This is a genomic window from Dermacoccus sp. Ellin185, assembly GCF_000152185.1.
Lineage (GTDB): Bacteria > Actinomycetota > Actinomycetes > Actinomycetales > Dermatophilaceae > Dermacoccus > Dermacoccus nishinomiyaensis.
Genome location: NZ_AEIQ01000051.1, coordinates 22522 through 43419, shown reverse-complemented (window position 1 = coordinate 43419; position 20898 = coordinate 22522). Strand labels below are relative to the sequence as shown.

Annotated in this window: 16 protein-coding genes and 2 pseudogenes; 9 read left to right on the top strand and 9 right to left on the bottom strand. The window is 66.2% G+C overall.

The genetic code is table 11. The features are described from left to right. Positions 1-91 precede the first annotated feature (91 nt). A complete protein-coding gene (locus HMPREF0321_RS04490) occupies positions 92-1768 on the top strand; it encodes a polysaccharide biosynthesis tyrosine autokinase (RefSeq protein WP_006944462.1) in 1677 nt (558 codons plus the stop codon). 6 nt (positions 1769-1774) lie between these two features. Here the strand turns inward: HMPREF0321_RS04490 and HMPREF0321_RS04485 are convergent, their stop codons facing one another. After that, a complete protein-coding gene (locus tag HMPREF0321_RS04485) occupies positions 1775-2962 on the bottom strand; it encodes a glycosyltransferase (RefSeq protein WP_006944461.1) in 1188 nt (395 codons plus the stop codon). 2 nt (positions 2963-2964) lie between these two features. Beyond that, positions 2965-4005, bottom strand: coding sequence for a hypothetical protein (locus HMPREF0321_RS04480; RefSeq protein ID WP_006944477.1), 1041 nt, complete (start codon positions 4003-4005; stop codon positions 2965-2967). Positions 4006-4095: 90 nt separating this feature from the next. Between HMPREF0321_RS04480 and HMPREF0321_RS14700 the strand changes: the two genes are divergently transcribed. After that, a complete protein-coding gene (locus HMPREF0321_RS14700; protein WP_006944443.1) occupies positions 4096-5142 on the top strand; it encodes a hypothetical protein in 1047 nt (348 codons plus the stop codon). Here HMPREF0321_RS14700 and HMPREF0321_RS14695 read toward each other — a convergent pair. Beyond that, the gene (locus HMPREF0321_RS14695) at positions 5097-6047 is read right to left on the bottom strand and encodes a glycosyltransferase family 2 protein (protein ID WP_139023550.1); all 951 of its coding nucleotides are present in this window, start codon (positions 6045-6047) and stop codon (positions 5097-5099) included. The two genes, HMPREF0321_RS14700 and HMPREF0321_RS14695, sit on opposite strands and share 46 nt — an antisense overlap. 112 nt (positions 6048-6159) lie before the next feature. On the opposite strand from HMPREF0321_RS14695, the gene HMPREF0321_RS04465 reads away from it, so the two are divergent. From HMPREF0321_RS04465 to HMPREF0321_RS04440, 7 genes and pseudogenes are all read left to right on the top strand, one after another. Continuing rightward, entirely contained in the window at positions 6160-6852 is a 693-nt protein-coding gene (locus HMPREF0321_RS04465) for a cytidylyltransferase domain-containing protein (RefSeq protein ID WP_040014461.1), read from the top strand. A gap of 178 nt (positions 6853-7030) precedes the next feature. Then, positions 7031-9313, top strand: coding sequence for an N-acetylneuraminate synthase family protein (locus HMPREF0321_RS04460; protein WP_006944502.1), 2283 nt, complete (start codon positions 7031-7033; stop codon positions 9311-9313). Continuing rightward, positions 9310-9822 (top strand): annotated as a pseudogene (locus HMPREF0321_RS17345) (glycosyltransferase family 4 protein); the annotation flags it as partial. The gene HMPREF0321_RS04460 and the pseudogene HMPREF0321_RS17345, both read left to right, overlap by 4 nt. Before the next feature lie 45 nt (positions 9823-9867). Continuing rightward, complete coding sequence (locus HMPREF0321_RS15375; RefSeq protein WP_254653966.1) at positions 9868-11337, top strand: glycosyltransferase; 1470 nt, start codon at positions 9868-9870, stop codon at positions 11335-11337. A gap of 332 nt (positions 11338-11669) precedes the next feature. Continuing rightward, positions 11670-12368, top strand: a complete 699-nt coding sequence (locus HMPREF0321_RS04450) for a glycosyltransferase (protein ID WP_160126225.1) — start codon at positions 11670-11672, stop codon at positions 12366-12368. Continuing rightward, positions 12365-13294, top strand: a complete 930-nt coding sequence (locus HMPREF0321_RS04445; protein WP_040014460.1) for a glycosyltransferase family 2 protein — start codon at positions 12365-12367, stop codon at positions 13292-13294. Before HMPREF0321_RS04450 ends, HMPREF0321_RS04445 begins: the two co-directional genes overlap by 4 nt. After that, entirely contained in the window at positions 13287-14495 is a 1209-nt protein-coding gene (locus HMPREF0321_RS04440; protein ID WP_083803194.1) for a glycosyltransferase, read from the top strand. Before HMPREF0321_RS04445 ends, HMPREF0321_RS04440 begins: the two co-directional genes overlap by 8 nt. Here the strand turns inward: HMPREF0321_RS04440 and HMPREF0321_RS14690 are convergent. The 6 genes and pseudogenes from HMPREF0321_RS14690 to HMPREF0321_RS16955 form a co-directional block, all read right to left on the bottom strand. After that, positions 14472-15323, bottom strand: coding sequence for a glycosyltransferase family A protein (locus HMPREF0321_RS14690; protein WP_082740771.1), 852 nt, complete (start codon positions 15321-15323; stop codon positions 14472-14474). The two genes, HMPREF0321_RS04440 and HMPREF0321_RS14690, sit on opposite strands and share 24 nt — an antisense overlap. Then, on the bottom strand, positions 15320-16342 hold the full coding sequence (locus HMPREF0321_RS04430) for a glycosyltransferase (protein WP_050786469.1): 1023 nt from the start codon (positions 16340-16342) through the stop codon (positions 15320-15322). The genes HMPREF0321_RS14690 and HMPREF0321_RS04430 overlap by 4 nt, the downstream gene beginning before the upstream one ends. Positions 16343-16347: 5 nt before the next feature. Further along, positions 16348-18207: an ABC transporter ATP-binding protein gene (locus HMPREF0321_RS04425; protein WP_006944463.1), complete on the bottom strand. Its 1860-nt coding sequence runs from the start codon at positions 18205-18207 to the stop codon at positions 16348-16350. Beyond that, on the bottom strand, positions 18204-19394 hold the full coding sequence (locus HMPREF0321_RS04420) for a glycosyltransferase (protein WP_006944481.1): 1191 nt from the start codon (positions 19392-19394) through the stop codon (positions 18204-18206). Before HMPREF0321_RS04420 ends, HMPREF0321_RS04425 begins: the two co-directional genes overlap by 4 nt. Continuing rightward, positions 19391-20407: a glycosyltransferase gene (locus HMPREF0321_RS04415; protein WP_006944450.1), complete on the bottom strand. Its 1017-nt coding sequence runs from the start codon at positions 20405-20407 to the stop codon at positions 19391-19393. The genes HMPREF0321_RS04420 and HMPREF0321_RS04415 overlap by 4 nt, the downstream gene beginning before the upstream one ends. Then, positions 20404-20574, bottom strand: a pseudogene (locus HMPREF0321_RS16955) (DapH/DapD/GlmU-related protein); the annotation flags it as partial. The pseudogene HMPREF0321_RS16955 and the gene HMPREF0321_RS04415, both read right to left, overlap by 4 nt. Positions 20575-20898 lie beyond the last annotated feature (324 nt).

The window sequence follows — 20898 nt, the reverse complement described above, 5'->3', positions numbered from 1 at the left end:
CATTCAGACGGCCGTCCTAGACTGACCCCGACCCTTCTCACCAGTGATACGTCGCCACGGGGGCACAACGTGGGCGACGACAGGAGCACCCGTGACCATTCTGGACCTGGTTCGTATCATTCGGACGAACCTCAAACTGCTGCTGCTCAGCATGTTGCTCGGCATCGTCGTAGCCGCTGGTTACACCCTGACCAGGCCTGTCGAGTATCAGGCCACCTCGACGGCCCAGATCATGGCCGGCGCCTCCAATGATGCGAGTGCCGCCATGGTCAACCAGCAACTGGCCAACCAGCGTTCCGGTGCGTACGCCCAGCTGGCCTCAGGATCGGGTGTCGCCGACCGCGTCGTCGCCCTGTCCAAGGGGGCCCTCTCGCCTGGTGACTTCGTGCTCGCAGGCGCTGGATCTGAGGGCACCTCGAATCTGTCGCTGACCGCATCCTCGAGTTCAGCCGCCAAGGCGCAGCAAGCAGCCAACCTGGCACCCGCGGCTCTCTCGCAGGAGATCAAGCACATCGAGACCCTCAATGGCGCCAAGTCGACGGTGTACGACGCCTATCCTCTCTCACGAGCAGGCCTGCCGGCGTCGCAGACGTCACCCAAGTGGCCCGTCAACCTTCTCATCGGCGCCTTTCTGGGCCTGGTCGCGGGGACGGTCCTGGTCGTGCTGCGCAAGCAGCTCGACTCGCGCATTCGTCACACCAGCGACCTGGAGAAGGTCACCGGCGTGGGCACCCTGGGAGTCATTCCGAAGGCCAAGAACCTGCAGACCAAGAGTCGGGGAGGCCTGGGGGCGCTCGGCAGCACGTCTGAGGCCTTCCGAATGCTGCGGACGAATCTGCGGTATGTCTCGGCTGAGCAGCCACCCCGATCCCTCGTGATCACCTCGGCCGTCCAGAGCGAGGGAAAGTCCACGGTCGCGTCCAACCTGGCGCGCGTGCTGGCTGCCGCCGGCCAGCACGTCGTCCTCGTGGACACCGACCTCCGCCGCCCCGTGATCCACGAGACATTCGACGTGGACAACGCCGTGGGTCTCACGGAGGTGTTGACGGGCCAGGCCTCGCTACGTCAGGCGATCCAGCCCGGCGACCACAAGAACTTGTCGATCATCACGTCCGGACGCATCCCGCCGAACCCCTCAGAACTTCTGGGCTCGCGCCGGATGAGTGCCGTCATTGATGCCCTGGAGGAGGAGTACTTCGTGGTGCTCGACGCGCCACCACTGCTCCCGGTCACGGACGCCGGTCTGCTGTCGGTGGCGGCCAGCGGTGCGGCCGTCGTCTACCACCACGGCACCACGCACAAGGAGCAGATCGCTCTGTGCACCAAGATCCTGGATCAGGTGGGAGCCCACTACTTCGGCTCGATCCTGAACATGACCCCGCCGCGATCCATGGGTTCCACGGTCTACGGCTACGGCGCCGGCAACTACGCCACAGCCGGTTATGGATACGGCTACGGGTACGGATACGGACACACGGACGAGTCGGACGAGGCGTCCGCACTGACCCCGGCGCACGAGCTCGCCGACATCACTCTTCACGCACCCGAATCGACGCCCGCAGCGGGCCCCCAGGTGGACCGAGGCAACGCCGGGGTCCCTCTCGACACGACGAGGCACGACCCGATGCGGGGAGAGTCGTCGCAGGCGCCGAGCGCCTCTGCGAACGTTGAGCGCGCCCCCCGCCAGGCCACACCTGCGACGTCAGACTCCGACGGTGCGCCTCCGAGCCGCCGTGCTCGTCGGTTCCGCGCGAACGACGACGCCTGAGCCGGCTCAGCGCTCTTCGACCAGCTCCGTCAACCTCCGGATGAAGTTGTGCTCGCCGAACGCTTCGGCATGGGCACGAATGGCGTCCGGGTCCCACGGCTGGGAGCGCACGGCGTCCATTCCTCGGTTGATGTCGGCGGGAGCGGGCCGTTCGATGAACACGCCGTTGACTCCCTCTACGACGGTGTCGAGGTACCCCCCGGCGCGCAACGCGACGACGGGTTTGCCGAAGGCATTGCCCTCGAGAGGTGTGAGGCCGAAGTCCTCGTAGGACGCCGCGACGAGGGCTGCAGCATGGGCGTAGGCCCAGCGCAGCTCGTCGTCGCTGATGTCGGAGACGATCTCGACGTTGTCGGGGCGGCTCGCCCGCAGAGGCTCAGCCATCGGCCCTGCGCCGACCACGAGCAAGCGCTCGGAGCGCCCACGCATCGCTTCGATGACGGCGTCGACGTTCTTGTACGGCATGAGGCGTGACACCACGAGGAAGTACGGTGTCTGACCCCAGTGCGCAACGGCGGCGATGGGGGCTCGACGACCTGTCTCGTCCACGCCGAACGGCGGCGGGAGGACGGCGACGTCGTAGCCGTACGCTCGCTTGATCCGTGTGGCGATGACGTTGGCGTTGGCGACGTAGGCGTCCGCCGTGGCGGCAGCCTTCACGTCCCACGCCAGCAACGGTCGCTTGAGCACCTCGAGAGCCGCGCCCTTGACGCTGCGGCGGCCGCCCGCGCCGAGATACTCGTCTGCGGCGTAGAGCCATCGGGCGGGCGAGTGACAGTAGACGATCTTGTGGCCCGTCGTGGGAAATCCGTGAGCCCACCCGCTCGACGATGCCAGGACCACGTCGGCGTCGATCGTCATGCGGTTCGAGGCCCATGGGAGCAGGGGCAGAGCGAGCCGGTGGTGTCGGCGCAGCACCCCGATTCGGTTGAGGGGGGAGACGACGATGTTCTTGTCGACGAACTCGGGGAACGTGGTCGACGGGTTGTAGAGCGTCGTGTGGATCGGCGCGTCGGGGAAAGCGCGGCTCATGGCCAGGACCACGCGTTCGGCCCCTCCTCGTTGCGTGAGGTAGTCATGTGCGATGGCGACGCTGGGGTGGCTCGCCTGGGTCGCCAACTGATGCGGCTGGGCGGGGCCCGGGCCGGCCGCGGACTCCTGGGGTACGGCATCGTTCGGTGGCGCGTCGGTCATCGTCAGGCTCCTCGGATCACGCGCGCAAGCGTGGCGGCGGGTTCTTCGTCGAGCGTGGGCCAGGGCGGGGTCGGTTCGCCGCCCCACTCGGCGAGGCCGTATCGGCGCCAGAAGTCGCGCACCCATGGGGGTGGATCGGTGGCCGAGACCCAGGCGGGCAGGCCCCGCATCGCGGCTTCGAGCGTGCCTGTCGAGAAGATGGAGACGACGGGCTGCGTGAGCTCGGTCAGGGCGGTGCTGGTCGACGCGAACTCGACGCCCCGCCGCCGCATGAAGGCGTGGAGGGCCCGCGAGACGGCGTCCTTCTCGTTCGGGTGCGGTCGGTAGAGCATCTCGCCCTGGGCGCTCGCGTGGAGATAGGTCGTCAGCGTCTCACGCCGCGTCAGCTCCGTTCCGTGCAGCTGCCCGAGCATGACGGGTCGATCTGTCGTCATCCGTGGCCGACCTTCGTGGGAGGCTGCCCACAACATCTGAGATCCGACGACCTGGGCCGTGACGTCGGGGCGTCCGCGCGTCCAGTATTCGGCGTCACTGTCGCACCAGGCGAGCACATGCGCTCCGGCCGGTGCAGGTGGCGACCAGGGGGTGAGTAGACCGTGCTGGACGAGATGCACGGTGACGTCGCGTGCTTCCGCCCAGCGCACGGCACCCTTGCTCCAGTGGAGGTAGGCCCCGAGTGTGAGCACGGAGCCGATCGTGGCCGGCAGATCGGCGGGTCCGTCATAGGGCCGCGATTCCCACGCGCCGCCGAGGCCCTCGAGCGGATCGATGTCGAGGTCGCGTGGGGCGAGCACCGCCGTTCGAGCGAGATCCAGGTGGCGCAGCGGCTCGAGGATCGCCGCCCGGCAGCTCGGCGTCGCCTTGTCGATGACGACGAGGGTGGTGGCGGCGCTGCGCGGCAGCCACAGGCAGGCACGAGGCTCCGCCACCGGCCGGAACCGGCCCTTGGCTCGACGGACCGTCTCGACACCCCGCCGCCGGCAATCAGCCCACTGCTGCCATGCGGCCAGGTCGGGCATCAGACCCGGCACGGTCTTCGTCATCCTGTTTCCCCTCGTCGTCCGAACGGATCAGGGCCATTCTGGCGTACCGCACCCCCATGGCGTGCGTGGGCGATGCGAGAGGATGGCCACGTGAACGATTCGTCCGCCCCTGACTCCCTGGCCGCCCTGATCGCGGAACGCGACGTGCTGGTCCTGTCGCCGCACATGGACGATGCCATGCTCAGCGCCTCGGCTGTGGTGCTCGATCACCCGTGCGAGGTGTGGACGGTCTTCACGGGTGCGCCGCGCCCGCCACAGACGACGTCGTGGGACCTGAGTTGTGGGTTCTCGGACTCGGACGCGACTGTGCGTGCGCGCCTGCTTGAGGATGACACCGCCTTCGCCGGCGTCGCTGCGAGCAACCGGCGGCTCGGGTACCTCGAAGGCGCCTACGCCTCCCGCGAACAGCGTCGCCTGGAGCTCGTCGACATCGAGGGGGCCCTGCAGGCGTGGATGGATCAGCATCCGTACGGCCTCGTCGTCGCGCCGGTGTGCGCCGGCCGCCACATGCCGCCCGCCCCATGGACGAGCATGGTCGAACGTGGTCGCCGCCTGCTGAACGGGCTCAAGGGAAGGAGGCCCCTCGCCACAGCGTCGCATGAGGGCGTCCACAAGAACCTGGGCGACTCGACCGGCGTCAATCCCCCGCGCCGCGACGCGCAACCCGCCGCCGTCGCGGGCGCCTCCCATGCGGTCGCCCGCCTGAGCGCCGGCGGGAGGCGGATCCTGCGCAGCGGTGTGCAACGCGCCCTGCACGCGGAGTATCTCCACCGGCGGGCGAAGGCGATGGATGGCGGGCTGGCAGCCAACCCCGACCATCTCGTCCTGCGTGATCTCGCGCTCGACGTCGCAGTCCGCCATCCCGGGGTACGCATCGCGTTCTACGAGGACTTCCCCTATCTCTGGCATGCCCGCGGTGATGCCGAGATGGCGCGGCTGCGACACGGCCGCGGCCTCGAGGCGGACCGGGTGGTCATGCCCGTCGACGTGTTCCGCAAGCACCAGCGCCTGGCGTGCTATGTCTCTCAGCTCCCCGTCCTCGACACCGACGATCGCCTGCTGGACCCGAACGAGCTTCCGACCGAGGAGATCTACTGGCTCGTCGGCGCGTCCGTCATCCCGAGTCCTCGGTCCTGACCGATGGGACGGCCGACGATTCGGTACTCGACGAAACCGACGAACTGGCCGAGACGAAGCCCGGCGCGGCTCGCAAGCCCCCGGCGTCCGGACGCGGAGCGGTCGCGGACCGCGGTCGTGACGAGTGCTCCGGGCAACCGCAGGAGATCTCTCCACCACTCGGGGTCGTGCAGGTGAGGAGAGACCGACCACAGGTCGTGTCCTGCGCACAGCCGCATGTGCATCCGCCCCCCGTCGAAGGAGCGTCGAAAGGCCCCGGTGGCGTTGGCGCGGGGCCGCTCCGCCAAGGTCATGTCCGGCACCCGCAGGAGCGTGAAACCCTGGGCCAGAACACGCAGCCCGAGATCGTTGTCCTCCGCGCCCGGCACATACCCCTGGTCGAAGCCGCCGACCTCCATGAACGCCGCGCGTTCGACGGCGGAGGCTCCCCCCATGAAGACCGGGTAGGCGTCACGGACGACGTCCCGCGGTGCGGGCGTCGCGCTGAGGCGCGACAGCTCTTTCCACACGGCTGGGCGGCCCGAGGCGAATGATCTCCCGTTCACGGTGTGCACTCCCCCGGTGACGAAGGGCGCCGCCTCCAGCGCACTCGCGGCGGCCTGGACGAATCGGGGCCCCGCGCAGTCGTCCGCATCACAGAAGATGATGCGGTGGGCGGCCGAGCGACTCACTCCGACGTTGCGGGCGTAGGCCACACCCTGATGTTCGCTCGCGTGCACCACACGGATGTCGAGCACGTCCGACCAGCCGCTCACCACCGCATCGGGAGCTTCGGGCGAATTGTTGTCCACGACGAGCACCTCGAAGGCCGGCGCTCCTTCTTGATGGGCGAGGGCCTCGAGCTGAAGCCCCAGCGTGTCGTTCGCGTCGTAGCACGCGATCACCACACTGACCTGCGCCGTCATCAGACCCCACCCCACTCAGTACGCCCCGCCTCGGACGCCCTGCGGCGTCGGCCGTCGGTCCAGGATAGCCAGGCACGACGCGCGGGCTGTGCTCTCGCCTAGGCTGGACGTCATGTCGAACGCGACGCCCGCCATCATCCCCGCACGCGGCGGGTCGAAGGGCATCCCCCGCAAAAACCTCAAGCTGCTCGAGGGCAAGCCCCTCATCGTCTGGACGATCGAGCAGGTCCTCGCGACGCGCGGGCTGACCCCCTACGTCTCGACCGAGGACGCCGAGATCGCCGACGTCGCCCGTGGCGCCGGCGCGCAGGTCATCGAGCGTCCCGACGAGTTGGCGGGTGACACGACGGCGTCGGAGCCCGTCATCGAGCACGCCATCGAGGTCATCACCGCCGAGGTCGGCCGGCCGGATCAGGTGATGTTCCTGCAGGCCACCTCTCCCCTGCGGCTGCCCGGCACCCTCGCGCGCTGCCTCGACGAGTTCGCCGTCACGGGCGCCGACTCGATGGTGGGCGTCGTGCCGGCCGAGATCTTCATGTGGCGACGCGTGCCGCACGTCGAGGCCCTCTACCCGTACGAGGCGCGCCCCCGCCGTCAGGATCTGCTTCCCGAGCAGCTGCGCTATCGCGAGACGGGGTCGCTGTACCTCACCCGCACCGAGATCTACGAGCGCCACCACAATCGTCTCGGCGGCTCGATCGAGTTGTTCGTCATGGATCCGCTCGAGGGCATCGACATCGACGCCGAGCACGACTTCACCCTCGCCGAGAGCCTGTGGCGCCGGATGAGCGAACGCGACGCGTGAGCGATACCGCGCGGTAATGATCGGCGGTCCGGACCCCGGCGAGGCGGCGTCGAGACGGTTATGATGAGGCGCATCGGGTTGGTTGCCATGGCCTGTCCCGGTCCGCACGGGGGTGTGCAGACCGCAGCACGACGGCCGCGACACCGCGGCGCATGCGCCGAACGAGTTCAGGAGATTCATGACCACCATCGCCAGGGAGATCGCTCCCTACGTCGTGTTCAGCGATGACACGATCCTCGCGGCGCTCAACAAGATCAGCGACAACAAGGCGGGCATCGTCTTCTGCGTCGACTCGCACGGCATCCTGCAGGGCGCTCTGTCCGACGGCGACTTCCGCCGCTGGGTGACGGCGCACCCGAACGCCGACCTGAGCACGTCCGTCATGGCGGCGGCGCACACGTCACCGGTCAAGCTGGCGTACGGCACCGAGACGTCGACGATCTCCCAGGCGTTCCGTGACGGCGTGCGCGTCATCCCGCTCGTCGACGAGCGCGGGCACGTGCGTGCGGTCGCGCGCAACGCGCTCGGCAGCGAGATCCGCATTGGGCGCCACGCGATCGGTGAGGGCAACCGCTGCCTCGTCATCGCCGAGATCGGCAACAACCACCAGGGGGACATGGAGCTCGCGAAGCAGCTCGTCGACCTCGCCAAGAAGTCCGGTGCGGACGCCGTCAAGTTCCAGCTGCGCGATCTGACGGGCCTGTACCGTCAGGGCGACTTCGCCTCCAGCGCCGGCGAGGATCTCGGCGCGCAGTACACGATGAACCTGCTCGCCAAGTACTCCTTCACGAACGAGCAGATGATCGAGATCCTCGACTACTGCAAGAGCGTCGACATCGACGCGTTCTGCACGCCGTGGGACGAAGCGTCGCTCAGGGTCCTCGCCGACTACGGGGTGCCCGCGCTCAAGATCGCGAGCGCCGACATGACGAACCACGACCTCCTGCGCGCCTGCGCGGCCGAGCACCTGCCGATGCTCGTCTCGACGGGCATGTCGACGGAGGACGAGATCGTCGCGAGCGTCGACGTCATGCGTCAGGCGGGCGGTGAGTTCGTCCTGCTGCAGGTGCAGTCGACGTACCCGGCGCCGTTCAAGGACATCAACCTCAAGTACATGGATCGACTCGCCGAGCTCGGCGAGTGCCCGGTCGGCTACTCGGGCCACGAGCGTGGCTATCACGTGCCGATCGCCGCGGTGGCGCGCGGCGCGCACGTCGTCGAGAAGCACTTCACCATCGACAAGACGCTCGAGGGCAACGACCATCAGGTGTCGTTGCTGCCCGAGGAGTTCGCGGAGATGGTGACGAAGATCCGCGAGGTCGAGCTGGCGCTCGGCAACGGCGAGACGCGCGCGGTGTCGACGGGTGAGTTGATGAACCGCGCCAACCTGGCGAAGTCCCTCGTCGCGACGCGTGACATCGCCGCCGGCGAGAAGTTGACGCGCGCCGACGTGACGATCAAGTCGCCCGGCCGCGGGTTGCAGCCGAACCGGCTCGAGGCGCTCGTCGGGCGCACGATGCGTCGTCCGATCGAGTCGGGTGATTTCTTCTACGCAACCGACCTGACGGACGCCGTCGCGCACGGCCGCGCCTACGAGTTCAAGCGCCCCTGGGGGCTGCCGGTGCGCTACCACGACGCGCGCAAGCTGCTCGGCGCCGGTGAGACGCTGACGAACCCCGACTTCCTCGAGTTCCACCTGTCCTACAAGGACGTGGAGATGAGCATGGAACAGATCGGCGACGCGTTCGGCAACGCGAAGTTCGACGGCATGTTCCACACCGTCCACTGCCCCGACCTATATGCGGGCGACTTCATCATCAACCTCGCGAGCGACGACGACGCCGTCTGGGAGCGCTCGATCGTCGAGGTGCAGAAGGTCGTCGAGATCACGCGCGACCTTGGTCGCTGGTTCGACGGCAACGGTGAACCCCCCATCGTCATATGCACGATGGGCGGCTTCACGATGGACGCTTTCGACACGCCGGCGCAGCGCACCGTCAAGTACGAGCGCATCGCGAAGGCTCTCGGGCGCATCGACGACGCCGACGTGCGCCTTACCGCGCAGACGCTGCCGCCGTACCCGTGGCTCATGGGTGGCCAGCAGCACCACAACCTGTTCATGGACGTCGACGACACCGTCTGGTTCTGTCAGCAGTTCGGGCGCCGGCTGACGTTCGACCTGTCGCACTCGAAGCTGGCCGCAAACTTCACGAAGAAGCCGTTCAGCGAGTACGTCGAGAAGCTCGCCCCGCTCAGCGACCACCTGCACATCGTCGACGCCGAGGGCGTCGACGGCGAGGGGCCGCAGATCGGTGACGGCGAGATCGACTGGCCGACGACGGCCGCTCAGCTCGAGCGTCTCGCCCCGCACATCCCGTTCATTCCCGAGATCTGGCAGGGCCACGTCAACAACGGCGAGGGCTTCTGGACCGCCCTGGATCGGTTGGAGGCCTGGCTATGAACACCTCTGCCCCTGTCGCCCTGTGGGTCTCCCCCGTCTCCAATCTTGCAGGCGTGGCGCGACACATCCTGGATGTCGCGCGCCACGGTCTGCCCGGATGGCGACTCGTCGTCGCGGCGCCCGAAGGCCCCCTGCTGGATGAGCTCCGGGGCCTCGACATCCCCGTTCACACCCTCGATGTCGACCAACCCGTCCACAGGGCTGTGGCGGATCTGCGCGGAATCATCAAGCGGTTGGACCCGCACATCGTGCACTCGCACCTCGCGAAAGCGGACTTCCTCGCCACGATGGCGGCTGTCGGTCTTCCTGCCACCCTCGTCTCCACCGAACATCACATCCCCGAGGACCCGAGAGTCTTCCACTCGAGCAAGGCGAAGGCGTGGTCGCGGCAGTCCGCGCACCACGCCCGGACGCGTCGCGTCGCGCGGCTCATCGCCGTCAGTGAGTCCACGAAGCGTGACATGCAGAGGTACTGGCGTCCGAGCGCGCCGATCACCGTCATCAAGAACGGTGTGGATCGGACGACGGCGCCTCCTCGCTCCCCCGGGTTGCGGTTGCTCTCCCTGGCCCGACTCGATGCCGAGAAGAACATCGATGCAACGCTGCGCATCTTCCGTCAGGTGCGCGCCCAGCAGCCAGGGGCCACGCTGACGATCGCGGGCACGGGCCCTGAGGCCGATCGGCTACGTGCCGTGGCGCGTGAGCTCGGAGTCGACGACGCCGCCAATTTCGCTGGGTTCGTCGATGCTCGCGAAGCGCTCGCGTCGCACGACGTTCTCGTCCAGCCGTCGAGGGCCGACAATCTCTCGTACACCCTGCTTGACGCGGTGAACTCCGGTCTCGGTGTGGTGGCCAGCGACATCGGGGGCAACCCAGAGATCCTGCCACCTCGATGCCTCGCACCCTTGAGCGACGAGTCGGCCATGGCGGATGCTGTGATCGAGCAGGGTCTCGACGTGTCGAAGCGCCCGCACCTACCCGATGACATCCCGACCGTGAGCGAGATGGTCGACGCCGTCCTCGACGTGTATGCAGAACTAGGACTCGCCCCCGCTGATCTCGGCCGTGAGCTGGCCACGCCGGTGCGCGCTGCCAAGCCGGCGGTGAGCGTCGTCACCGCGTACTACAAGAATCACGCCACGCTCGGCGAGCAGCTCGACGCCCTCGTCGCGCAGGTGGACGCGCCGCCCTTCGAGGTCGTCGTCGCCGACAACGAAGGCTCTGCGAGGCTGGCGCGGATCGTGGAACGCTACCGCGGCGCGCTCGACATCCGCGTGGTGTCGGCCAATGACGTTCAGGGCCAGTGCCACGCTCGCAACGTGGGGGTGAAGGCCGCGCGCGGTGACGTCATCGCGATGTCCGATGCGGACGACGTCGTGGGCGAGCGGTGGGTGGCGACGCTGCATCGGGTGGTGTCTCAGACCGACGTCCTCGCCACCGGCATGATGCGTCTCGACGTCATCAATTCGGAGTTCGTGTGCCGTGCCAAGGCGGTCGCTGATGGGCTCGACCAGGTGCCGCATCCGTACGAGCAGGGCCCGTTCTCCTATCTGGGCTACGAGGTGTTCGTCTTCGGCTCCAACATCGGGATCCGCCGGAGCACGTACCTCGAGCTTGGCGGCATGAACGAAGCCATGCTGGGCGGCAGTGAAGACGTCGACTTCTCCTGGCGGTTGTTGGAATCGGGCCGCACGATCGTCGTGGACCCCGACGCCACGGTTCATTACCGGCTCCGCGCCGGCACCTCCGACGCGATGACGCAGGGGTATCGCTACAGCCGCGCCCAAGTGGGTCTGTGGCGCCGCAGTCAGCTGCTGGGCCGCCCGGTGCGCGGTATGTCGTTCCTGTGGGCGGTCACGGAGACGGCGAAGCTGCCGCTGGCCTGGGCCAGGGCGCCTGGGCTCAGCGCGGAAGAGCGTTTTGCCCTCGCAGGCCGAACAGGCTGGATCACCGGCAATCTGGCCGGGCAGATCGCCGTGCGCGCTCCCTGGTATCGGCCGCCGGAGGAACCGTGCTCCATCTGAATCTCTGCGCCAACCAAGGTGCGGTCGGAGGCGGGGAGGTCATGCTCTTGGCGATCGCGCAGGCGGCCCGGAGCCTGGGTCATGAGGTCACAATCATCGCGCCGGAGCAGCCTTGTGAGGTCGCCCGTGAAGCCGCTGCTCTGGGGTTCAGCACCGTCGCCCTCCACGGGGACTCGACAGCCGGGTACATGCGCGGTCTCCGACGGTGGGATGCCCGTGAGCGCACGGGCATCCTGTGGTGCAACGGGCTGCGGCCCGCCGTGGCCACGGCCGGTCACAGACGCCGCATCGTTCATCTTCACCAGGAGCCCCACGGAGTCCAACGTGTCCTGATGACGATCGCACGAGTCGGCTCCATGGTGACCCTGGTCCCCTCCGAGTTCATGGGCCGCAGAATTCCCCGCACCCGGGTGTTGGAGAACTGGGTGGATGAGCCGCCCAGCACCAGGGACAGTTCGGTCCGCCGAGATCTGAAGTCCCCGGTCATTGGATACCTCGGGCGCCTCTCGAGCGACAAAGGCGTACCGATCCTTTGCAGGGCAGTCGCGACGCTTCGCGAGGGTCATCGCAACCCGACGCTCCTGCTCGCCGGCGAATCACGGTTCGTGAGCGAGGCCGACGCCACGCGCGTTGACGCGGCTATCGCTGCGCTGGGCGCGACTGCGGTCCGAAAGGGGTGGATGGAGCGCGCCGAGTTCTTCGAGTCTGTTGATCTCGCCGTCTTCCCCTCGGTGTGGGACGAGCCCTTCGGACTTGTCGTGGCCGAAGCCATGGCCGCGCGCTGCCCGTTCGTCGTGAGCGATGCCGGGGCGCTGCCGGAGGTTGCGGGACCGGGCTATCCGTTTGTCGCAGCACGCGACGATGCCGGCTCTCTCGCCGCCGTCATCGAAGACGCTCTGAGTGAACCCACTGAGGACGTCGTGGACCGCGCTCAACAGAGGTGGCACGTGAAGTATTCACCGGAAGGGGGCCGGGAGCGTCTGCACCAATTGCTGATTGACATCCTCAGGAAAGGCGACGGCAAATCATGAAAGCATCTGTCATCGTTCCGTCCCGCGGAGGAGCAGAGCGCCTACCTCGGCTCCTCGATGCACTGAGCCGACAGACTTACGAGTCGTGGGAGGCCGTCATCGTGCTCGATGGTGACATCGACGGCTCAGCATCGGTGGTCGAGCGCTACTCGCATCTCCCGGTGCAGGTCCTCGTCTTTCCAGAGAACAGGGGCCGTGTAGCAGCACTGAACGCGGGTTTTGCCGCCGCTGACGGCGACGTCCTGATCCGGGCGGATGATGATTTCGAACCCTCCCCAACCCATATCGCGGCTCATGTCGAACCTCATCGGCGGGGTGTGTGCGGGGTGATCGGCTTACCACTGAACATCGCACCGAACAATGCCTACATGCGCGCCTACGGTACTGTCGCTGACGAGCGGGGCCGACAGGATGCATACGGGACCGCACCAGAGGATCGTTGGCGGCTCTGGGGAGGAAATACATCCGTCCGGCGGGAGATCTTCGAAGAAGTGGGCGGATTCGATCCACGCTATGTGGGGTACGGCTGGGAGGACCTCGACCTCGGATATCGCCTCCGCCGCCACGGGATACCGCTGCTCCTCGTACCCGGAGCGGAAGTGCGACACCACATGGCTGCCGTGACGACGACGGCACGGGCGCGCCGAGCTTTTCGGTCGGGGCAGGGCCGCCGACGATTCGAACACATCCACGGTCGAGGCTCCTCATCCTCGCCCCACTCGTCCCCCGCGACCGTGTGGAACACGGCCGTGTCGGGCCTAGGACGCATGCTCACGTACGACCGCACCGAACATCTGGCCTCGACCATCGATCGAATGCTCCCCCTGCTGCCGCGACCGGCCGCTCGCAAGGCGATCGCGCTCATCGTCGAGAGTGCGGCCCGGGCCGGGTTCGTCTCCGGGGAAGAGACGAGCCACCATGTCTGAATCGGTCTCACACATCCGTTTCGTCGTCCCGCGGTTTCCCGACACCAGTGGCGGAGCCACTGTCGTGGAGAACCTCATGACTGCATTCCGACAGCGCGGGATCACGGTCGACGTCGTATCGATCTACCCGGGTTCCAAGAACCAGGAGGGCGCATCGCCGACGGGTGCAGACGACGTCGTCACCGTTCTGGAGCGTGAGGACTTGCATCGATACCCCGTCTCCATCTCATACGGCCCCTTGCGCGCTGCCCCTCTTGCCCTGTTCAAGCGATGGGACCGGTGGCGCCGACTCTCTGCTCTGCGACGCACCATGGCCACGTTGCCCGCCAACAGCGTCGTCATCTACACCCACGTCCTCGGCAAGATGATGGTCGACGAGTCCGGTTTTGAGCGATCCCCGACCGGCCCACTGTTCGTCGGGCAGCACCATTCGTCGTTCGCAAGTCTCGACGACGAGCCATGGCTCCGGGAGGCTCTTCCGAAACACTTCGCTGACTGTGATGCCTTCGTCGCGCTCTCCGATGAGGACGCAGCCTCCTTCGGCTCGCTGCTCGACGTGCCGTGCGTCGCAATCCCTAACCCGGCACCAGAGGGCCGCACTCTCACCACGCAACTGGCGAAGAGAGCGGTAGCATTGGCACGCTTCTCGCACGAGAAGCAGATCCCTCTCATGGTGCGTCTCTTCGCCGCGGCGATCACCGTGCCTGAGGCAGATGGATGGTCGTTGGCCATCTACGGCGACGGGGTCGAGCGCCCCCAGGTCGCCGAGGCGGTCGAGCGCTCTGGCATGAGTACGCGGATCGAATTGGCCGGTGTCGTCGACGATTCAGCCACCGCACTGTCAGACGCGTCGTTGAATCTCCTGACATCAAGCCTTGAAGGCTTCCCCATGACGATCTTGGAGGCCGCCTGCTCAGCGGTCCCGTCGATTGCGTTCGACTGCTCCGCGGGTGTGCGGTCTCAGCTCGAGAACGAGGCCGGCTATCTCGTACATTCGCAGAATGAGGATGCCTACGTCGCGGCCTTGCGCGGCGCGATGCTGGATGACATCGAGCGGCGCCGCCGCGGGGAAAACGCGCGTGCGCGTGCTGAGCGCTATGCACCTTCACGCATCGTCGATGACTGGCTCGCTCTTACGGAGGGGAGCCGCCGGCCACACCGAGCCACGACCGTTGTATCAGCGCCACAGCTTCGCTCCTAGCCGACGAACGAGGTCGACCGAGCGAGCTTTCGCGTCCTCGAGACGGCCGTACCGACTGCGATAGTGGCGAAGCTGCCGCTGGATCTGCAAATGACGAGCCATGATGTCGACGGCGTGGTCGGCCCACACCTCCACGTTCCTTGTCACGAGTTCCAGTTGCCGGGCGTCGATGTCAGCCTGATCCATGGTCCGGGTGACCTGAGAAGCGTGCTGGCGATAGAAGTAGCGCGGCTTGGGTAGTTCGATGGCTGTGCCTCCACCTGCGAGGATCCGCACCCATAGGTCGTAGTCCTCGGCCCAGCGCACGGACTCGTCGAAACCACCGACCCGGCTCCAGTCCTCGCGTCTGATGACAGAAGACACTGGGATCTTGTTCTCGAAGAGCACGTCGACGACGCCGCGGGGCGCGCCACCGTAGCGAATGAGGCGGTCGCACACACCAAAACACTGAAGCGGGCTAGACACGATAAGCACCTCGGGCTGGTCCGCGAGTATCGCCACGGCCTCCTGCGCGTATCGAGGATCCATCTTGTCATCCGCGTCGAGAAAGAGGATGTACTCGTTCTGGGTCGATGCGACAGCGTGATTTCGCGCCGCCGAGACACCTCTGTTGCGGTCGAGCCGCAGAATCGTCACCCGTGGGTCACCTGCCGCAGCGACTTTATCAAGCACGATGCGAGTTTCTGCGCCGGTGGAGCCGTCGTCGCAGATGATGACCTCCACGTCGATCGTCTGCGCGAGAGCCGAAGCGAGCGCTTCCTTCAGGAGGTCGCCAGCTTCGTAACAGGGGATGATCACGGCTACAGATCCTGCCAGGTTCGAGTTCATCCCTGTCCCCCCGGGTCGTTCCTCCCGCAGCGAACACGCATTTGAAATTCTCGCAGGCCTCGAACGGCCGCCTCGCAAGCCGTGAGCCACGCTGGTTGTTGGCGTGCTCCACACCGTAGGAGGAGAAGTCGCAGGCGCAGTGCGCGCGACGGGGAGATAGCATGCGCCGTCTCCAGCGCTTCCTGCACCAGGGTAGGGTCGCCGCCGAACTTCCACAGCCGAATGGCGAGCGGGGTCATGGCCTCACGGATGTAGGCGTCCCCACCAGCTGAGACCCCTACTTGTTTGGCAAATATGCCCACTCTCGCTTGGAGGAAGCCGATATCGCCCTGCGTGAACCGTTCGTGGCCGAGGGAAGTCTGCAACTCGCGAAACTCGACAAGCGGCTGGTCGACGACCAGGAAGGAGCCCGTCGCGGCGAGACGTAGCCACAGATCGTGGTCCTCGAAGAACCATCGCTCGTCGTACCCCTGGACGGCGCGAACTGCCTCGGTCGATACCAGTACGGACGCTGCAGGCAACCAGCAATGACGCAGCAGACGCGTGTGGATGTTGCCTTCGAGTGCCTCAGGATCGGAGGGCCACTCGTGCAGTGTGCGGTAGTCCGGCTGCAGCAATTGGCCGTCAGCGTCGATCCGCCGTGCGTTCGAATAGACCGCAACGGCATGACCGCCATCCTTGGCCCAGCGGTCGATGAGCGCGTCCAACCGTTCAGGAAGCATTCGATCGTCTGCCGAGATATAGGTATAGAACGGGGTAGAAATCGTTGCTAAGGCTTCATTCAAACCACAGCACAACCCGGTGTTTTGAGAGTGTACGACAAGCTCGTAACCGGCCTCCGGATGTAGAGAAAGCCAAGATTCTATCCGCGAAACAGTACCATCTTCGGAGGCGTCGTCGATGATGAGAACACGCTCGGGTGTACGAGTCTGCGCGAGGATCGAGTCGAGCGACTCCGTCACATACCGCTCGTGGTTGTAACACACAACGACGACCGTGACTCCGAGGTTGCCATCCATTCGCTTCACCGCTCCTCGAGACGGCCGAGACGCACCAGGCGTGCGAACGCGGGACTCTGGTTTTGTAGTTCACCAAAGGCACCGGACCCTACGATACGGCCATCCTCCAAGTAGATCACACAATCGGCATGCTTGACGGTCGACAATCGATGGGCCACGAGAATCACCGTGATGCTTCCGTGTAGGTCACGGATGACCGTGCTGATCTTGTCCTCTGTCTCGTTGTCCAGAGCCGACGTGGCCTCGTCGAGAACGAGGACCTGCGGGCGCCGATACAGTGCCCGCGCGATACCGACGCGCTGCTTCTGCCCACCCGACAATTGGGTTCCTTGGAACCCGACGATGGCGTCCATACCCCCGGGCAGGGAATCAAGAAGCTCGCCGAGTTGCGCCAGGCGAAGGGCCGCTTCAACAGCGGTTCGGTCGACAGACTGCTCATCGGCCCCGAACGCGACGTTCTCCCACAAGGTGGCGGCCAGCAGGTAGACGTCCTGCGGAACGTAAGCGACCCTGTCGAGCCACTGCGCGTGATCGGCGACGATGTCGAGCCCATCGAACGACACACGCCCAGTATTAGGTTCTATCAGCCCGAGGACGATGTCGATGAGGGTTGTCTTGCCCGAGCCGGACAAGCCGCAAACAGCAAGTGACGATCCCTCGGGAACCACGAATGACACGCCCTGCAACACGTCGTCGACCCCATCCGGGTAACGGAACCGCACGTCGTCGACGACGAGGTCGCCGGATCCCATCGCAGTCGCCGCGTGGCCCAGGTGCGGGTCCTTCTGGGCTCGTCCAGCTCGGGCGGCCCCCTTGCGGGGGGCTTCGCTCAGTCCCCGCAAAGCTTTCGTCGTGACATGGAGGCCCTCGATGCCGAATCGGATGTTTCCCAGCGTGGCGGTGAGCGCTGTCAACGACGGCAGCAACTTCACGGCGGCCGCGACGAAGAGGGTGATGGTGGGCATTGTGTTGTCCGCCCCGCCGCTCAGCGCGCTCGAACACAGCAGAACCGCGATCCCGAGAATCGTGACGAATTCGAGGACATACTTGGGAGCCTGGGCATAGAAGTTGGCGTCCCGAGACGCGGCGGCATTACGTGTGGCCGCATCACTGTACGTCACGAGAAAGTGCTGCTCAGCCTTGTGCATTCGCACTTCGCGGGCCCCATAGATCGCTTCGAGCAACGCATGGCTCATCTGCCCCGCGGCCTCTTGCGCAGCGATACCCGCCCTTCGATTCCTCGGCGCCAAGAATCGCTGGACCAGCGCGACCGCCACGAGGGAGTACACGATGACGCCCAGGGTGGTGCCAGGGGCCACGGCGAAGAGGAAACCGGCAATGAGACTGATTGACAGGAGCTGCCCGAACACCCCGAGCACGCCTCCCAGAACGTTGGCGTGGGCGGCCTGCACCGCGGCACCCACCGTACGGACGACCGCGCCGACATCCCGTCGTCGTTGCACGAGATAGCTGTCGCTCAAGTAGCTGTGCAGCAGCCTGGTCGCTGTCAGGACTTGGAGACGGGCCACCAAGTCGAAGGACCAGCGCGCGACCGCGAGGGCAAAGATGCTCTTTGTCAAGAAAGCCAGCACCATGGCGACGCAAAGCATCACGGCGAAAGGGCCACGCTCAGGCGTGCCCGCAAGGCGATGGATGACCCCGAGGTATCCGGCCTCGAGGCTCGCCCCGGAAAGCACCTGCATGACGGGCAGGACGACTGCCAAGCCGGCGAGATCGAGCAATGAGACCACGAACTGCAGTGCAGCGTACAAGCCGAGCTGTGCGCGGGTGCCGCGTGGAAAGCTGGAGACTAGGTAGCGCAACTCGCGCACCCAGGAGGTCTCCGGTTCAACAGAAGTAGTCATGAACGAGGACTCCCGGTTTCGATGAGGGTCAGGAGGCGTGTCGCGAACGCGGCCTCGGAGAATTCTGCTGCTCGCCGCTGCGCGGCTCGACGCAAGCTGGCCATGTCTGTCGGATCGGCGCGGGCAATATTGCGTGTAGCCAGCCGCAACTCCTCCAAGCTCGTCCATCGCACGGTTCCTGGCACGTCTGCGACGACTTCTGCCGGGCCCGCGGTGTCGTACACCATGGCGATAGCTCCCGCGGACATGGCTTCCACGGTCGTGATGCCGAAGTGCTCCTGTGACTGCGGTGCCATGAGGTGTGACTCTCCGAAACCCTGTGCGTGCCAGTACACCGACGACTCGCGATAAAGCGTGTGCAGTTCTTCAAGAGAGGCATTGGGATGAAACGCGACGGGCAGGCCAACGGACATCTCACGCAGCCTGGCCAGCTCTGCCTCTGAACCAACACTCCCAGCCAGATGCAATTGCCAGCCTTCTGCGTGCAGGTCCGCCATTGCGCGGAAGGCCACGATGAGGGCTTCCTGGTTCTTGTACGGGTGACCCGGCTGCCGGTCCTGAAATCTTCCGACTGCGAGGATCGAAGGCTGCCGCCAAACCCGTCCTGCCCCGACGCCGCAACAGGGCGGGTAGAGGACGTAGGGGTCGACACCCCAACGCTGTCGCGCGTGAGAGGCGGTGAACCGTGAGTTGGCAAGGAATGACGTGTAGGTGGCTCGAAAGTCGCTCCCCCGATTCTGCAGGCGGCGCGCGTACTGCGTCCAGGAGACGTAACGTGCACGAAGACCCGTGAGCCCGGGCGTCGTCAACTGGTGCGGGAAGTGGATGTAATACAGACTGCGCTCGGCGAGTCCCGGCAGAGTCGCGCCGTACATGCACGTGAGAAAGACGTCCGGCTGCATCGAGCGCACGATGCGGGCCCAGACTAACTCTTCGATCACCGTTCGCAGCGCCTCGAAGCGTCCCATCCTCCCGACGCTGGGAAGTTCCTCGTACGCAACGCCGTCGAGGTCGATCCCGAAGTAATCGGCGTAAGCCCCGAGGTCATCAACCTGGCCGGGAGCCACGATCACCGTGTCGTAACCGGCTGCCTTGAGCGTTTCAGCTGCGACGAGCGCTACGCGCTCGGCGCCGCCGCGCGCGGCAAGCATCGGGGCGAGGACGACCGCTCGGCCCCTGTCACTCACGACCACGCCTCCAATAGAGCGTCCGCGCGGTGCGTGAAGGTGTGTTGGGCGAGAGTACGTCGACGTGCCCTCTCGCGCAGCATCATGAAGTCCTGCGGACGCGCCACCGCGTGTCGGCACAGGTCCACGAGCTCCTCGTGGCCGTCGTACACGAGGATCTCTTCGCCTGGATCGTAGAAATCCGCCACGTCGGCACGATCAATGATCTGCACCGCACCCACCCCGGCGGCCTCGAACGTTCTCATCGTGAAGCCGTCCTGATCCCCGTGGATGTTCAAGGTGGCCCTGCCGTTCCGCATGATGGCGTGCGCGGACGGGCCGGCCACGTCGCGTCTGGCCGGGATGCCGAGTGAGCGCACACGCCACGTGCGCGCGCGGTCGAACACGTGATCCGACCAGCCCCGCCCCCAGGCCTGAACGGGGACACCTGCAGAGACAAGCGCCGCGAGCGCATGCTCTCTCTTGGGCAAGGGCGCACCGACGAAACTCACGAGCCCGGCGCCCGCAGTTGTGTTGTCGATGACGCTCGATGCATCGAAACCCAAAGGCACCTGCGCGATACGATGACCAGCCGCCCGGAGCGTTGCAGCGTCCTGGGCGCTGTACGTCGCCAACTGGGCATACCGCCCGACGAGGTCCGCGTCAAAATTGGTACGGCGGATCTCGTCATACATCCACACTCCGACGAGCCGGTCGTTCTCGGCGGCGAGGGCCCAGAACTCTTCTGTCAGAACATCCCCGCGAATGACGAGGACGAAGTCTGGAGACACTTCGCGAACCCGGGCCATGGCGCGGCGCGAGACCGTGGCGCCGGACAGATGCCCTCCGTCACCTCGAAGTTTGCCGGCTAGTTCGTGTGCGGTCTTGTTCCAGAGCTTCTCAGCGGGCGACGCGGCGACGTCGTAGCAATGGGTGAGCACCTCGTACCCCAACTCACCGAACGCCCGCCCGATGGCTGCGTAATAGCCGTGGAATGAAGGAGAGATGATGAGCAGTGACCGCGAGCGCGTCACGCTTCACCTCCCATCACGCGCGCAGGAACGCCGCCCACGACGGCGCCCGGCGCCACATCCTTGACGACGACGGCGCCGGCTGCAACAGTCGCCCCTCTGCCGATGGCTACTCCTCCGAGCACCACGGCGTTCTGGCCGATGAAGACGTCGTCCTCGATGAGGACGGGCCCGGTGCCGCGGACCTCATGCCGTGAGCCTCCTCGGGCATGGTCGGTCGACGTCACCATGACGTTGTCCGCGAAGACACAACCGCGACCGATGCTCACCGGGTCGATCGAGTGCAGGTGTACGCGATGGCCGATGTAGGTGTCCGCACCGATGGCAAGGTGCCCCGCGGGGCCTTCCGCCGCCAGCCAAGCGCCGTCTCGAATGATGACCCGATCCGCGACGCTGATCCTGTCGGTCCCCTGGATCATGAGAGGCGAAACCAGCACGCTGCCCGACCCGAAGTGCGCGAAGGCCCGTCGATACAAAGGGGTCAGGAGTTGGGC